10 protein-coding genes are annotated in these 15,189 nt (G+C 60.6%); 7 read left to right on the forward strand and 3 right to left on the reverse strand.

Annotated features, from left to right (window positions below):
- The first annotated feature begins 157 nt into the window (after positions 1 to 157).
- Both PspS49_RS10015 and PspS49_RS10020 read left to right on the forward strand, forming a co-directional pair.
- Positions 158 to 853: a DUF1266 domain-containing protein gene (locus tag PspS49_RS10015; RefSeq protein WP_160039038.1), complete on the forward strand. Its 696-nt coding sequence runs from the start codon at positions 158 to 160 to the stop codon at positions 851 to 853.
- Positions 850 to 3,552 carry a DUF805 domain-containing protein gene (locus PspS49_RS10020; protein ID WP_160039040.1) on the forward strand — a complete coding sequence of 901 codons (2,703 nt, stop codon included), beginning with the start codon at positions 850 to 852 and terminating at the stop codon, positions 3,550 to 3,552. The genes PspS49_RS10015 and PspS49_RS10020 overlap by 4 nt, the downstream gene beginning before the upstream one ends.
- On the opposite strand, the gene PspS49_RS10025 is transcribed toward PspS49_RS10020, so the two are convergent.
- The 3 genes from PspS49_RS10025 to PspS49_RS10035 all read right to left on the reverse strand — a co-directional run bounded on the left by PspS49_RS10025 (position 3,549) and on the right by PspS49_RS10035 (position 9,564).
- Positions 3,549 to 5,240, reverse strand: coding sequence for a molecular chaperone HscC (locus PspS49_RS10025; protein WP_160039042.1), 1,692 nt, complete (start codon positions 5,238 to 5,240; stop codon positions 3,549 to 3,551). The genes PspS49_RS10020 and PspS49_RS10025 overlap by 4 nt on opposite strands.
- An 86-nt stretch (positions 5,241 to 5,326) precedes the next feature.
- Positions 5,327 to 8,605 carry a bifunctional diguanylate cyclase/phosphodiesterase gene (locus tag PspS49_RS10030; protein WP_127926576.1) on the reverse strand — a complete coding sequence of 1,093 codons (3,279 nt, stop codon included), beginning with the start codon at positions 8,603 to 8,605 and terminating at the stop codon, positions 5,327 to 5,329.
- Between the two features lie 74 nt (positions 8,606 to 8,679).
- Positions 8,680 to 9,564, reverse strand: coding sequence for a LysR family transcriptional regulator (locus PspS49_RS10035; RefSeq protein ID WP_095124821.1), 885 nt, complete (start codon positions 9,562 to 9,564; stop codon positions 8,680 to 8,682).
- A gap of 140 nt (positions 9,565 to 9,704) precedes the next feature.
- On the opposite strand from PspS49_RS10035, the gene leuC reads away from it, so the two are divergent.
- The 5 genes from leuC to asd all read left to right on the forward strand — a co-directional run bounded on the left by leuC (position 9,705) and on the right by asd (position 14,998).
- Positions 9,705 to 11,123, forward strand: a complete 1,419-nt coding sequence (gene leuC, locus PspS49_RS10040; RefSeq protein ID WP_016984527.1) for a 3-isopropylmalate dehydratase large subunit — start codon at positions 9,705 to 9,707, stop codon at positions 11,121 to 11,123.
- Between the two features lie 11 nt (positions 11,124 to 11,134).
- Positions 11,135 to 11,779: a 3-isopropylmalate dehydratase small subunit gene (gene leuD, locus PspS49_RS10045; RefSeq protein WP_007913445.1), complete on the forward strand. Its 645-nt coding sequence runs from the start codon at positions 11,135 to 11,137 to the stop codon at positions 11,777 to 11,779.
- A 135-nt stretch (positions 11,780 to 11,914) separates the two neighbouring features.
- The gene (locus tag PspS49_RS10050; RefSeq protein ID WP_160039044.1) at positions 11,915 to 12,682 is read left to right on the forward strand and encodes a class I SAM-dependent methyltransferase; all 768 of its coding nucleotides are present in this window, start codon (positions 11,915 to 11,917) and stop codon (positions 12,680 to 12,682) included.
- Positions 12,683 to 12,736: 54 nt separating this feature from the next.
- Positions 12,737 to 13,819, forward strand: coding sequence for a 3-isopropylmalate dehydrogenase (gene leuB, locus PspS49_RS10055; RefSeq protein WP_160039046.1), 1,083 nt, complete (start codon positions 12,737 to 12,739; stop codon positions 13,817 to 13,819).
- A 66-nt stretch (positions 13,820 to 13,885) separates the two neighbouring features.
- Complete coding sequence (gene asd / locus PspS49_RS10060; RefSeq protein WP_007913448.1) at positions 13,886 to 14,998, forward strand: aspartate-semialdehyde dehydrogenase; 1,113 nt, start codon at positions 13,886 to 13,888, stop codon at positions 14,996 to 14,998.
- Positions 14,999 to 15,189 lie beyond the last annotated feature (191 nt).

Here is a 15,189-nt window from a genome sequence, read left to right on the forward strand (position 1 = left end):
GGCGATGAGCCGCTGAATGAAGGCCCCGATACGTCGGGGCCTTTTTTGTGCGCGCAAGAAAAGCGCTGTGCGACTTTGCCGCTGGCGGCGGTTTCTCTACAATCCGCCGCAGTTTTGCCGACCCCATTCCTCACCGGTCGGCCTGGAGCCTTTTTTCATGGACGAGATTCAACAGCGCTGGCTGTGCGCCCTGTCTGCGCCAATGGCGGCGATCAATACCGGTGCCAGCTACGACGACCCGGCGTTCTGCAATGATCGCTACATCGATCTGCAGGACAGTTGGGGGATCGATGACCGTGGGCAATTGTTCGACATGCTCGAGCGGATGACCGACGACGGCCATGCCAAGCACCTCAGCGCGGCCTATCTGGCGTGGCAGCGCTGTCTGCCGAGTGAATGGCAGGCCTTGCTCGACGACCTGAGTCCCCGCGAACGCATCCTGCATGAGTTTGCCAGTCGCACGTTCGGCAGTTGCGGGCCGGGTGGGATTTTGTCCTGGGACTATGGCCGCATGGGTTTTCTCTTGCGCTGTGCGGTGCGCAATCAGTGGGTCGACCTGGACGAAAGCAATTGGCTGCACAGTCGTTTGGCCCTCAGAGCGCAATTTCACTACGGTAGCTGGATGGCTTACTTCGATGGCTTTGTCGTGGGCCGGACGTTTTGGTCCTGCCTGAGTGCCAGCGACGATGAGTTGGCGCGCGAACTCGATCGACAAGGCGCCAACGCCCTTAACCTGCGGATTGCCCGCGGCCTTGCCGAAAACATCCCTCGGTTCCTTGCTGATTTGCCGTGGCATATGGAAATCGATTTGCCGCCACGCCCGGCATCGCTCAAGGAGTTCGACTGGTCATGAGTTGCTGGATCCGCCTGGGCATCGAGCCTACTAACGACGAAAACCTTATCCGCAAGGCCTACCGCGCACGTTTGCCGGCGCATCATCCGGAGACCGACCCGCAAGGCTTCCAGGCGCTGCGCGCGGCCTACGAAAACGCCCTGCGTCTGGCGCGTGAAGACGAGGAAGAAGAGCCCGAGGACGAGTACGAGTCCCAAGCCTCAGAACAGACTGTCGTTGAGGTCCCTCCGGTGTTCGGGGATTTTTGCGAGCTGCTGGATGATCCCGCGCGTCGGTTCAATTTCGCCGCGTGGCAGGTATTTGTCCGAGGGCTGGATGAGCTGTCGCTGGACGTGCTCGATGAAGTCAGCTGGGGCCTGTACCACCGGATGGCCGACGCCGGTCCGTTGTCGTACCGCTGCGCGAATCTGTTGGCCAAGCGTATGGCCTGGGATCAACAGTTGCTGGATCTGGGCTTCGACGACGCACATCAGGTGGGGTTCTTTCTCCAGCGAATCGAAACGCCGGACCCGTTTGATACGGATCTGATGAGCACATGGTCAGAGGCAGCCCAGACTGAATCGCTGTGGTACGCCCGTAGCCTCGACTTCATCTTCAACCAGCGTCCACTGCAGGAGTTCGCCGACTTCGCCAGTCAGCACACCTGCCTGCCGTTGCCGGAGGATGCCGCGTTCCTCAAGCGGCTGCTGGTGCAGTTCACTCAGGCAGGTATCGGCGGCCCGACGTTTTTGCAGTGCTGTGTCGAACAGCAGCTTGCTGCACCGGATGATGTCGACTGGCTTTACCTGTTGGCCTGTCAGAGCAGTCTGCTGGGCCGGGACGATCAGGCATTGCCGTGCTGGATCCGGCTGTGGAACGAGCATCGCCATCCGATGGCGGAAAGTCGTCTGCTGGAGCTCTGCGCCAAGCGCCAGCCGACTTTTCTGCCCCTGTTGATTCAGGCATTCGATCGCCTGCAGGGCGTCTGTGACTGGCCAGAGGATCTTGGCGATGACACCCAGGTGTATGGCTGTCCGTCACAACACCCCGAGACGCTGAACCGCTGGCTGGGTGTCGGGCGGTTAAAGCTTGAGAGCCTTGCGCACAGTTTTGTCGATTGGCGCATGAGCGGTGATGAGCTGCCCTTGCTCGCGCAATTGCTGGGCGAAAATGCCGACAGCCGATTGCTGCATCTGTACCGCCACGCCTGGGCGCTGCATCGCGGTGATACGGTGTTGTTGCAGCAGATTGTGGATGCGCCGCTGCCCATTGATGCCCTCGAAAGCCTGGTGATGAGCGGATTCAAGTATCAGGCCGCGCAACACCTGTGCTGGCTGAACGAGGCACCGATAGCGCTGGCCATGAGTGCTTTCTGCGATGCGCATTCAAGTGCCCGGCCATTGCCGCAGGTGCTGACAAAAGGTGAGCCGCACAAAGTCTGTCGTCTGTGGTTGTGTCGCTTGCGGCCTTACAGCGACGCTGCGCTGGAACGACTGGCAGACGCGTTCACGCTGGCCGCGGTCAAAGATGATTGCGACTTGTCCGAACTCGATTTGATTCTGCAGTTGAGCCGGCGCGGGATTCAGTTGCCACCGGTCGGGCTGGGTGAGGCCACCTGGGAGTGGCACGCGCAGACCTTGTTCTTGCTGGCATTGCTGGAACAACCCGAACGCTGGCTGCAAATGATGGATGCGCAGTGCGTGGAGCGCCTGCCTTTCAATCCGGCCCATCCTTTGAGTCGCCTGCAACCTTTGTTGCGGCGCTTGCAGCGTGAGCAAGGCCACTGCGCCGGCTTGCTCGGATGGCTGCAGGGCAGTGACCCGGTGCACGGCTTGTTGGTGCAGCAATTGTTCAGCGTACAGCAGGCACTCGACAGCGCGCGATTGCCGGCCAATACCCTGCTTTACACCTGCCTTGAAAGCGATCGTGCGGCATGCGGCGACGATTTGCTGGGTTTGATGATGTTCTGGGGCGTGCTCTATCACGACCCGAGCCTGAGTGCCGAGCAGCATCGTGCATTGTTGCAGTCGATCGCGGCGGTCAGCTGCGAGGACTATTGGTTCGAAGGCTTCCGCGACGGTTTGATCAAAGGCGAACCGGTGTGGCCGCCGCGCAAAGTGCTGACCGATTTTGGCGTCGACAAACTGCTGGCGTATGAAGCGCTGGATGCGCTCAAGGGCTTGATTCGCTATGGCGCTGCCGGGGTGCCGAAAACGCGCGTCCTGCGCCAACTGCAACAGGGCAAGGACGATGTGCAGAACAGCGTCGGGTTGCGCCTGGCCCTGTGCGCGATATTGTCCTGGTCGGAACGATTACTGTTGGCGAAAAGCGATGTGCAGCCGGTACCGGCGAGAGCGATCTGGCGTCTCGGCTCGCGGTTGGGGCGCAAGGCTTTTATCGCTCAGGTCTTGGGGTGTTTGGTGATTGCGCCGGTAGCGGGGTTGATCAGTGGCACTACGGGCGCTGGCATTCTTATCCTGTTATTGGCCGTGCTGCTGGTGTTCGGCGCTATTCTGCGCCGCTTGCACGACATGGGCCGGGGCATTCCGACGTTGCTGATCTTCATGGCGCTGACGCCGGTTCTGCCATTTTTGCCGTTGGTGTTGTTCGGGCTTGCCGGTGACAAGTTGCCCAACCGCTATGGTGTGCCACCGGACAGCGGCGATTCCGAGATGCTGTCCGGCGGCCTGCAGGCTGCCTTGCGGCGACTCAACGGCTAGAGGCGCAGTTGATCCAGCGCCTTGTTCAGCTCTGAGCGATGGCTGGCAATCTCCGAGGGTTGCTGGCCGCCGAGCACGGTAGTGAAGTTGTGCAGCCATTCGGCAATGTGCTCGCGTTGCGTGCCGAGGCTTTGCATCCATGCCCGCTCCAGGCGGGCCAGCAACGTGCGGTTGGGCAACGCATCGCGCGGATGGACTTTCAGTGTCGACAGCCGGTTATGGCTGTCGCGACGTGCTTGCTCATTCAGACCGGTGGGGCTGCGGTCGATGCTGTGACTGTGGCGCTCACCGGTTTCGAGCAGGGTGACGTCCACCTCGAGCAAACCGTTGATGTCATAGCTGAAGCGTACATCCAGCTCCTGGATGTGTTCAGTGGGCGTCAACGTCACATCGAAAGCATCAATCAGAATGTTGTCGCAAACCCACGGCCGTTCACCCTGATAGACGGCGATGCGCAGCGCTGTTTGCTTAGGTTGGGTGGTGTAATAGCGCTCCACCCTTGACGTCGGAATGATGGTGTTACGTTCGATGATGGGCGAGAAGGCACCTTTGATGTCTTCGCCACGCATGGTCGCAATCCCCAGCGTATACGGGCAGACATCCGTCAGAATCAACTCTTCAACCGCACCGTCGCGCGCCTTGCACGCCGCTTGCGTCGCCGCCCCCAGCGCAACAATCGTGTCCGGATCAAGATGCCGGTAAGGCAGGCGTCCGAACAGCGTGGCGACCATTTGCTGGACTGCCGGCATGCGCGTGGCGCCGCCGACCAGCACCAGGCTGTCGAGGTCGCGAGGTTTGAGGCGAGCATCGCGCAAGGCCTGTTCGATCGGCGCGCGCAAACGCGCCAGCAGCGGCTCCCAGATTTTTACCGCCGCCGCTTCGTCCAGAGACCATTCAAACGTCTTGTCAGCGTGACGCCAACTCAGTTGTTGAATGCCTTCACCGAGTTTGCATTTGAGCTGCTCAAGCGCATCACCGAGGCTGGCCATGCTTTGCGCATCGACCATGGCCGGGGTCAGTTGCCAGTGTTTCAGGCAGGCCTGCAACAGCGCGGCGGTGAAGTCTTCGCCACCGAGAAAGTTGTCGCCGGTGGAGGCGTGCACTTCGATCAGTGGCAAAGCGTATTCCAGCACCGTGACATCGAAGGTGCCGCCGCCCAGATCGAAGATCAGCGTGCGTTCGAATTTCTGCTCATGCAGCCCGTAAGCCATGGCCGCAGCGGTCGGCTCGTTGATCAGGCGTGTCACCGAGAGCCCGGCCAGTTCGGCGGCAAACAGCGTGCGTTTGCGTTGTTCGTCGCTGAAATACGCCGGGACGGAAATCACCGCTTCTGCAACCGGGTGGCCGAGAAAGGCTTCGGCGTCCTGCTTGAGTGAGCCGAGCACCAGCGCCGACAACTCTTCGGGGCTGAACTGACGTGTGCCGAGCTGGACTTGTTTGTCGCTGCCCATGAAACGCTTGAATGCTGCAGCGGTTCGTTCCGGGTGCGTGGTCAGGCGGGCGCGGGCGGCTTTGCCGACCAGAATCGTGTCGTCTTCATCGAGGCTGACCACCGAGGGCGTCAGCACATCGCCCAGAGCGTTGGGAATCAGGCGGGCCTGACCGTCCTGCCAGACGGCAATCAGACTGTTGGTGGTGCCAAGGTCGATGCCCAGCAGAGCCGGGCGGGGGAGGGATGCATCCTGCATGACAGATCTCGAAACGGCGCAAAAAACGCGACCCTACAGGTTGCCGCAAATCGTGGCAATTGCGCGTCTGTTGCAACGTGCACCGGTTATGGCAGGAGCTTTTTCAGATCCTCCAGCGCAACCGGTCGACTGTGCAGATAACCCTGATACAAATGGCAGCCCAAACCCTGCAGGAACGCCAGTTGTTCGCGGGTCTCCACACCTTCGGCAATCACCTCCAGCTCGAGGCTGCGCGCCATGGCGACAATCGCGCGAATGATCTCGGCGTCGTTGGGGTCAGTGGTTGCATCACGAATAAACGACTGATCGATTTTCAGCGTGTCCACCGGTAGCCGCTTGAGGTAAGTCAGCGACGAATAGCCGGTGCCGAAGTCATCCATGGCGAAACTCACACCGAGCTTTTTCAGCCGGCGCATTTTGCTGATGGTGTCTTCCAGGTTCTGGATGACGATGCCTTCGGTGATTTCCAGTTTCAGCAGCGAGCAGGGCAGACCGTGGCTGGTCATGCTGTGCTCGATGCGCTCGACAAAATCGTTCTGGCGGAACTGTCGCGGGCTGATGTTCACGCACAGGCTGAACTTGAGCGGGTCGACCAGTTTCAGTGCGATCAGTTGTTTGAAGGCATTGCAGGCCTCGTCGAGGATCCACGTGCCGACCTCGAGAATCAGGCCGCTGTCTTCCAGTACCTTGATGAACTCGGTAGGCGACTGCGCGCCCAGTTCCGGGTGATTCCAGCGCACCAGGGCTTCGGCGCCGATGATGCGGTCGTCGCGGGCATCGACCTGCGGCTGAAAGTGCACATTGAATTCCCCGCGCGACAGCGCCAGGCGCAAGTCGGTCTCCATGCGCAGCCGTTCGCTGGCCGCTTTCTGCATGGTGTTGTGGTACATCTGCGTGGTGTTGCGTCCGGAGTCCTTGGCCCGGTAAAGGGCAATGTCGGCGCGTTTGAGCAAGTCGGTCGGCGTCGAGCCGTGATCGGGGATCAGCGCCACGCCAATGCTCGGCGTCACCTGCAAGCGTTGGCCGTCGAGGAACATCGGTTCCGACAACAATTCGCGCAGAGTGTCGGCCAGATTGCGCACTTGTGTGCTGACGTCGTTACGCGAACCTTCGAGGCCGCTGAGCAATACCACGAACTCGTCGCCACCGAGGCGCGCGACCGTGTCTTCCATGCGCACGCTGGCTTCGAGCCGCGCGGTGATGATCTTCAGCACCGTGTCGCCGACCGGGTGGCCGAGCGAATCGTTGATGTGCTTGAAGTGATCAAGGTCGAGAAACAGCAAGGCACCGCGCAGGTTGTGGCGCTTGAGCAGGGCGATCTGCTGGCTCAGGCGATCCATCAGCAAGGCGCGGTTGGGCAGGTTGGTCAGCGGGTCGTGATAAGCCAGATGACGAATCTGCGCTTCGGCATTTTTCAGCAGGCTGACGTCGCGCGCGGTCAGCAACAGGCACGCGGTTTCATTGAGGGTGATTGGTTCGATCGAAACCTCCACCGTCAGCAACTCGCCGCGCTTGTTGCGGCCGAGCATTTCCTGATGGTGCACGCGGCCCTTGATCTGCAGCTCGGCGAGTAATGCCGAGCGCTGCTTTTCTTCGGCCCAGATACCCACCTGATACACCGTTTTGCCCACCACTTCTTCGGCGCGATAGCCGGTGAGCCGGCAGAAACCGTCGTTGACCTCCAGATAACGCCCGGTGTCGCGCTCGGTGATGGTGATCGCGTCGGGGCTGGAGTGGAACGCTTTGGCGAATTTCTCTTCACTGGCTTTCAGCGCCGCTTCCGAGCGCTGCTGCTGGGTAATGTCGCGCAGGGTGGTGACGATGCACGGCTGGTCGCCAACGCTGATCTGCCGGCTGGAAATCACACAGGTCAGCGACTGGCCGTCCTTGTGCTGGACGATGATCGCGACGTTGCTCAAACCCTGTTCGCGGATAACCCGCTCGATGCGCTGCAGGCTTTTCGCCGAGGCGTCCCACAGGCCGATTTCTTCGGCGGTGTGGCCAATGACGTCGGTGGCGCTCCAGCCAAAGGTCTGGGTAAAGCTGTTATTGATTTCGATGAACTCGCCACTGTCCTGGCGGGTGACGCAGATCGGGTCGGGGCTGACCTGGAACAGCGTGGCGAATTTCTCTTCCGAGGCCACCAGCCGCTGCTCGCGCTCGACCTGATCGGTGATGTCGAGCAGCGTGCCGGCCATGCGCAGCGGCGCGCCGTTGTCGTCACGATAGAGGCGCGCGCGACTTTCCAGATAGCGCGAGCTGCCGTCCGGCAGTTGCACGCGATAGGTCAGTTGGTAATTGCCTGCCGGGCCTTCGCGCAGGCTGCGGTAGGCGTCGCGCATGCTGTCGCGCTCTTCGCCGGGCACGCCTTCGAAAAACTCTTCGAACGATTCATGAAACGGTATCGGTTCGAGCCCGTGCAGTTGCGCGGCGCGGGCCGAGCCGTAGAGCATGCCGCTGGGAATGTGCCAGTCCCAGGTACCTAGCTGCGCGGAGTCCAGCGCCAGGTCGAGGCGTTCCTGGCTGTCCTTCAAGGCGTGTTCGGCGGCTTTGCGTTCGGTGGTGTCGAGGAAGGTGCTGAGCAGATACGGCTGGCCTTCAAGTTCGACTTTCTGCGCACTGAGAATGCCATCGTGAACTTGCCCGTTGCTGGCGCGAAACTGCACCTCCATGCTGATCAGTTCGCCCTTGGTGTTGGTCTTCTTGACCAGTTCGGCGCGCTGCTCGGGGTGCACCCACAGGCCCAGTTCCAGCGTGGTGCGGCCAATAGCGCTTTGTACCGGCCAGCCGAACAGGCTTTCGAAATACTGATTGGCCTCGCTGATCAGGCCGTCTTCCTGGCGGGTCAGCAGGACCATGTTCGGGCACAGGTGAAAAAGTGTCGCGAAACGTTTCTCCGAGCTGCTCAGCGCCTGTTCGCGTTGACGCTGGTGGGTGATTTCACGAATCACCCCGATCATTCGGGGGCGGCCGTGTTTATCCGGCAGCAGGCTGCCGCTGATTTCCAGCCAGTGCAGGCTGCCGTCAGGCCAGCGGATGCGGTGGTGCATCGCTTGTTCCAGCGGTGCACCGGCAATTACCGCGTGGAAGGCGCGGACGGTTTTCGCCCGGTCTTCCGGCGGCAACAGGTCGAGGTATTCCAGATCTTCGGGCAACGGTTGCCGAGGATCGAAGCCGAACAAGGCTTGGGTGCCACGCGACCAGCTGATCTGCCCGCGCTCGATGTCCCAATACCAGGCGCCGAGCCGCGCGCCGTTGAGCGCCGCCAGCAATTGCGGCGCGCTTTCCCAGCTCTGCTCGGAATGACGCGGGTCAATCGCCTGAATACGCGGCATCGGCGGAATTCGGTCAACAGATTTCGGCATTGTGGACAGGCCTTGAGCTGATGGTGGCGTTAGGCACAGGAGCAGCGGCTCTATAGGAGTAGCACAAGTTGGCCTCAAGTCCCTGGCAGATCGATTTGTGCGTCGAGCAGTGCCATAAAGGCTTTTGCCGCATTCGATAGCGTCCGTTCGGTGTGCAGGATATAGCCTAGCTGGCGAGTGAGCTGTATGCCCGGTAAAGCGATGCTCGCCACCTGCTCATCGAGCATGGTGCGCGGCAAAACGCTCCAGGCCAGGCCAATCGAGACCATCATCTTGATGGTTTCCAGGTAGTTGGTGCTCATGGCGATGTTCGGCGTCAGGCCCTGAGCCTCGAATAACCGTTGGACAATATGGTGGGTAAAGGTGTTGCCACCGGGGAAAACCGCCGGATGACCGGCAATGTCCGCCAGGCTGACGGCGCCGTTATTGATCAGCGAATGCTCCGGGGCGACCACAAAGTCCAGCGGGTCGTCCCACACCGGCGTGGCTTTGACCAGTGCGTGCGGCTCCGGCGCGAGGGTGATGACCGCCAGTTCGGCGCGGCCATGGAGAATTTCCTCGTAGGCCACTTCCGAATCGAGGAACTGAATATCCAGCGCCACTTGTGGGTAACGGCGGGTGAATTCCCTTAATAGAGGCGGCAAACGGTGCAAACCGATGTGGTGACTGGTGGCGAGGGTCAGGCGACCGCTGACTTCGCCGGTCAGGTTAGTCAGCGCGCGGCGGGTGTCATCCAGCACGTTGAGAATCTGATAAGCCCGGGGCAGCAGGGCGCGGCCGGCCTCGGTCAGGCCGACTTCACGGCCCAGCCGATCAAACAGGCGCACCTTCAATTGCTGCTCCAGCCCGGCGATGCGTTTGCTGATCGCCGGCTGCGTCAGGTGCAGGCGTTCGCCGGCGCCGGAGAAGCTGCCGGTCTCGGCAATCGCGATAAAAGCGTTGAGGTTGGCCAGATCCATGTTCGTATTCCAGTTGGTTATCCAAAGCATAAAAAATATGAATTTGAGTTATTTAATCTAACCCCATAGGATCGGCCTCACAAGCCAAAGGGTTATTGATAAGCCCAGGGCATAGAAACAAGCTGATGAGGAACCGTCTGATGGCCGGCAAAACGCTCTACGACAAGCTCTGGGATTCGCATTTGGTCAAGCAGCGCGACGATGGCTCGGCGCTGATCTATATCGATCGTCACATCATTCACGAAGTGACCTCGCCGCAAGCCTTCGAGGGCCTGCGTCTGGCCGGGCGCAAGCCTTGGCGCATCGATGCCAATATCGCGACCCCGGACCACAACGTACCGACGACCCCGGAGCGCAAGGGCGGCATCGAAGCCATTGCCGATCAGGTCTCGCGTTTGCAGGTTCAGACCCTTGATGACAACTGTGATGAATACGGCATCGTCGAGTTCAAGATGAACGACGTCCGCCAAGGCATCGTCCACGTCATCAGCCCGGAGCAGGGTGCAACCTTGCCGGGCATGACCGTGGTCTGCGGCGACTCGCACACCTCGACCCACGGCGCATTCGGCGCTCTGGCGCACGGTATCGGCACTTCAGAGGTCGAGCACGTGCTCGCCACCCAGTGCCTCGTCGCGAAGAAAATGAAGAACATGCTGGTGCGCGTTGAAGGGCAATTGCCGTTCGGCGTGACCGCCAAGGACATCGTCCTCGCGGTGATCGGCAAGATCGGCACCGCCGGCGGTAACGGCCACGCCATCGAATTCGCTGGCAGCGCGATCCGCGATTTGTCCGTTGAAGGCCGCATGACCATCTGCAACATGTCTATCGAAGCCGGCGCCCGCGTCGGTCTGGTGGCTGCGGATCAGAAGACGGTCGACTACGTGAAGGGTCGTCCGTTTGCACCGAAAGGCGCCGAATGGGACATGGCCGTCGAAGCCTGGAAAGACCTGGTCTCCGACGCCGACGCCAAATTCGACACCGTGGTTGAACTCGACGCCGCGCAGATCAAGCCGCAAGTCAGCTGGGGCACTTCGCCTGAGATGGTTTTGGCCGTTGATCAGAACGTGCCGGATCCGGCCAAAGAGATGGATCTGGTCAAACGCGACTCGATCGTCCGCGCCTTGAAATACATGGGTTTGACCGCCAATCAGGCGATCACCGACATTCAGCTGGATCGTGTATTCATCGGTTCCTGCACCAACTCGCGGATTGAAGACTTGCGCGCTGCGGCGGTGATCGCCAAGGGCCGCAAAGTCGCTTCGACCATCAAGCAAGCGATCGTGGTGCCGGGCTCGGGTCTGGTCAAGGCTCAGGCAGAAGCCGAAGGTCTCGACAAGATTTTCCTCGAAGCCGGTTTCGAATGGCGTGAGCCGGGTTGCTCGATGTGCCTGGCGATGAACCCGGACCGTTTGGAGTCCGGCGAGCATTGCGCCTCGACCTCCAACCGTAACTTCGAAGGCCGTCAGGGCGCCGGTGGCCGTACCCACCTCGTCAGCCCGGCCATGGCGGCTGCGGCAGCGGTGAACGGTCGTTTCATCGACGTTCGTGAATTGATTTAAAGGAGCGCAGCATGAAAGCTTTTACCCAGCACACTGGTCTTGTCGCGCCTTTGGATCGTGCCAACGTCGACACTGACCAAATCATTCCGAAACAGTTTTTGAAGTCGATCAAGCGCACCGGTTTCGGCCCGAACCTGTTTGACGAGTGGCGTTACCTCGATGTCGGCCAGCCGTATCAGGACAACTCCAAACGTCCGCTGAACAAGGACTTCGTCCTCAACGCCGAGCGTTACCAAGGCGCCAGCGTGTTGCTGGCCCGCGAGAACTTCGGTTGCGGCTCCAGCCGTGAACACGCGCCGTGGGCCCTGGAAGAATACGGTTTCCGCAGCATCATCGCGCCGAGCTACGCCGATATCTTCTTCAACAACAGCTTCAAGAACGGCTTGTTGCCGATCATCTTGAGCGACGCTGAAGTCGATGAATTGTTTAAGCAGGTTGAGGCTGAGCCGGGTTATCAATTGCAGGTCGATCTGCAGGCGCAGACCGTCACCCGTCCGGATGGCAAGGTGTACAGCTTTGAGATTGATGCGTTCCGTAAGCACTGCCTGTTGAATGGTCTGGACGATATTGGTCTGACCTTGCAGGACGGTGATGCAATTGCGACGTTTGAGGCCAAGCACCGTGTGAGCCAGCCGTGGTTGTTTCGCGACGCATAATTTGCGTATGGCGAATGGCGCCATCGCGAGCAGGCTCACTCCTACATTTGAAATGCGTTCCCCTGTAGGAGTGAGCCTGCTCGCGATGAGGCCCTCAAAAGCACCACAAGACTCACCCTAAAAAGGAAGTCCCCAATGACCAGCACCGCCCAGCACACCCAGGTCGTACAAAAGCAATTCGGTGAACAGGCCGCTGCCTACCTGAGCAGCGCCGTTCACGCTCAAGGCACCGAATTCGCACTGCTACAGGCTGAGCTGGCCGGGCAGGGCGAGGCCCGGGTGCTGGACTTGGGTTGCGGCGCCGGTCACGTCAGTTTTCACATCGCGCCGCTGGTCAGGGAAGTGGTCGCCTACGACCTGTCGCAGCAGATGCTTGATGTGGTCGCCGCCGCGGCCGTTGATCGCGGTTTCACCAACATTGCCACGGTCAACGGCGCCGCCGAGCGTCTGCCGTTTGCCGATGGCGAGTTCGACTTCGTGTTCAGCCGTTATTCGGCGCATCACTGGAGCGATCTCGGCGTGGCCCTGCGCGAGGTGCGTCGGGTGCTGAAGCCGGGCGGTGTGGCGGCGTTCGTTGATGTGTTGTCACCGGGCAGTCCGTTGTTCGACACTTACCTGCAAAGCGTCGAAGTGCTGCGCGACACCAGCCACGTGCGCGATTATTCAGGCGCCGAGTGGCTGCGTCAGGTCAGCGAGGCTGGTTTACATGTACGCAGCACCACGCGTCAGCGTCTGCGTCTGGAGTACACCAGTTGGTTTGAGCGCATGCGCACGCCGCAAGTGATGCGCGCAGCGATCCACCAGTTGCAGCAGTCGATGGGCAACGAAGTGCGCGAATATTTTGAGATTGATGCCGACGGCTCGTTCAGTACAGATGTCATCGTGCTGATGGCCGAGCGATAAGAATTTTTCCGGGCGTGCCGGTAAAGGCGCACCGACTGAAGACACGAGGAAAGCATGAGCAAGCAGATTCTGATTCTCCCAGGTGACGGTATTGGTCCGGAAATCATGGCCGAAGCGGTCAAGGTGCTGGAGCTGGCCAACGACAAGTACAGCCTGGGCTTCGAGCTGAGCCATGACGTGATCGGTGGCGCCGCCATCGACAAGCACGGCGTGCCGCTGGCCGACGAAACCCTCGACCGCGCTCGTGCTGCCGACGCTGTGCTGTTGGGCGCCGTTGGCGGCCCGAAATGGGACACCATCGAACGTGACATCCGCCCTGAGCGCGGTCTGCTGAAAATCCGTGCGCAACTGGGTCTGTTCGGCAACCTGCGTCCGGCGATCCTGTACCCGCAGCTGGCCGATGCTTCGAGCCTGAAGCCGGAAATCGTTGCCGGTCTGGACATCCTCATCGTTCGTGAGCTGACCGGTGGCATCTACTTCGGCGCGCCGCGTGGCACCCGCACTTTGGAGAACGGCGAGCGTCAGTCCTACGACACGCTGCCATACAGCGAAAGCGAAATCCGCCGCATCGCCCGTGTCGGTTTCGACATGGCCATGGTTCGCGGCAAGAAGCTCTGCTCGGTGGACAAGGCCAACGTGCTGGCCTCCAGCCAACTGTGGCGTGAAGTGGTCGAGCAAGTGGCCAAGGATTACCCGGAAGTCGAACTGAGCCACATGTACGTCGACAACGCCGCCATGCAACTGGTGCGCGCACCGAAGCAGTTCGACGTGATCGTCACCGACAATATGTTCGGCGACATCCTGTCCGACGAAGCGTCGATGCTTACCGGTTCCATCGGCATGCTGCCGTCGGCCTCGCTGGACTCCAACAACAAGGGCATGTACGAGCCTTGCCACGGTTCCGCTCCGGACATCGCCGGTAAAGGCATTGCCAACCCGTTGGCGACCATTCTGTCGGTGTCGATGATGTTGCGTTACAGCTTCAATCTGCATGACGCGGCCGATGCCATCGAGAAAGCCGTGAGCGTGGTGCTGGATCAAGGCCTGCGCACTGGCGACATCTATTCGACCGGTTGCACCAAAGTCGGTACGCAGGAAATGGGCGACGCAGTAGTCGCCGCGCTGCGGAATCTGTAATCTCTCGGGCCCGCTGCGAAATTCAATACAAAGCAGCGGCCCACTTTTCAAGAAGGTGTAGTTGCGATGAAACGTGTAGGTCTGATCGGTTGGCGCGGGATGGTCGGTTCCGTGCTCATGCAGCGGATGCTGGAAGAGCAGGATTTCGATCTAATCGAGCCGGTGTTTTTCACCACGTCCAACGTCGGTGGCCAAGGCCCGTCCGTGGGCAAGGACATTGCTCCGCTCAAGGATGCTTACAGCATTGATGAGCTGAAGACCCTCGACGTGATTCTGACCTGCCAGGGCGGCGACTACACCAGCGAAGTGTTCCCGAAGCTGCGCGAAGCCGGCTGGCAGGGTTACTGGATCGACGCGGCCTCGAGCCTGCGCATGAACGATGACGCGGTGATCATTCTTGATCCGGTCAACCGCAAGGTCATCGACCAGCAACTCGACGCGGGCACCAAGAACTACATCGGCGGCAACTGCACCGTCAGCTTGATGCTGATGGGCCTGGGCGGTCTGTTCGAGGCCGGTCTGGTCGAGTGGATGAGCGCCATGACCTATCAGGCGGCCTCCGGTGCCGGCGCGCAGAACATGCGTGAACTGATCAAGCAAATGGGCGCGACCCACGCCGCGGTCGCCGATCAACTGGCCGATCCGGCCAGCGCGATCCTCGACATCGACCGTCGCGTGGCCGACGCCATGCGCAGCGAAGCGTACCCGACCGAAAACTTCGGCGTACCTTTGGCCGGCAGCCTGATCCCGTGGATCGACAAGGAACTGCCGAACGGCCAGAGCCGCGAAGAGTGGAAAGCTCAGGCCGAGACCAACAAGATCCTCGGTCGCTTCAAGAGCCCGATCCCGGTCGACGGCATCTGCGTGCGCATCGGCGCCATGCGTTGCCACAGCCAGGCGCTGACCATCAAGCTGAACAAAGACGTGCCGATCGCCGACATCGAAGGGCTGATCAGCCAGCACAACCCTTGGGTCAAACTGGTGCCGAACCAGCGCGAAATCAGCATGCAGGAGCTGAGCCCGACCAAGGTCACCGGCACCCTGAATGTTCCGGTGGGTCGTCTGCGCAAGCTGAACATGGGTTCGCAATTCGTCGGTGCCTTCACCGTCGGCGACCAACTGCTGTGGGGCGCGGCCGAACCGCTGCGTCGCATGCTGCGGATTTTGCTTGAGCGTTGATCGTTTGAAGCAATGAAAGAGCCCGTGCCTTGAAAGGGGTGCGGGTTTTTTTATGCTTTGGATTTCTCGGTTGCCTGGTCTGGCCCCTTCGCGAGCAGGCTCGCTCCCACAGGGGAATGCTTTTCAAATGTGGGAGCGAGCCTGCTCGCGAAGAGGCCGGTGCAGCCGCCGCAAATGTTGGGCAGAAATTG

It is taken from the genome of Pseudomonas sp. S49 (assembly GCF_009866785.1).
Lineage (GTDB): Bacteria > Pseudomonadota > Gammaproteobacteria > Pseudomonadales > Pseudomonadaceae > Aquipseudomonas.

Coding starts and splice junctions, on each gene's coding strand:
- PspS49_RS10015 (WP_160039038.1), top strand. CDS start 158: ATGGACGAGATTCAACAGCGCTGGCTGTGCGCCCTGTCTGCGCCAATG.
- PspS49_RS10020 (WP_160039040.1), top strand. CDS start 850: ATGAGTTGCTGGATCCGCCTGGGCATCGAGCCTACTAACGACGAAAAC.
- PspS49_RS10025 (WP_160039042.1), bottom strand. CDS start 5,240: ATGCAGGATGCATCCCTCCCCCGCCCGGCTCTGCTGGGCATCGACCTT.
- PspS49_RS10030 (WP_127926576.1), bottom strand. CDS start 8,605: ATGCCGAAATCTGTTGACCGAATTCCGCCGATGCCGCGTATTCAGGCG.
- PspS49_RS10035 (WP_095124821.1), bottom strand. CDS start 9,564: ATGGATCTGGCCAACCTCAACGCTTTTATCGCGATTGCCGAGACCGGC.
- leuC (WP_016984527.1), top strand. CDS start 9,705: ATGGCCGGCAAAACGCTCTACGACAAGCTCTGGGATTCGCATTTGGTC.
- leuD (WP_007913445.1), top strand. CDS start 11,135: ATGAAAGCTTTTACCCAGCACACTGGTCTTGTCGCGCCTTTGGATCGT.
- PspS49_RS10050 (WP_160039044.1), top strand. CDS start 11,915: ATGACCAGCACCGCCCAGCACACCCAGGTCGTACAAAAGCAATTCGGT.
- leuB (WP_160039046.1), top strand. CDS start 12,737: ATGAGCAAGCAGATTCTGATTCTCCCAGGTGACGGTATTGGTCCGGAA.
- asd (WP_007913448.1), top strand. CDS start 13,886: ATGAAACGTGTAGGTCTGATCGGTTGGCGCGGGATGGTCGGTTCCGTG.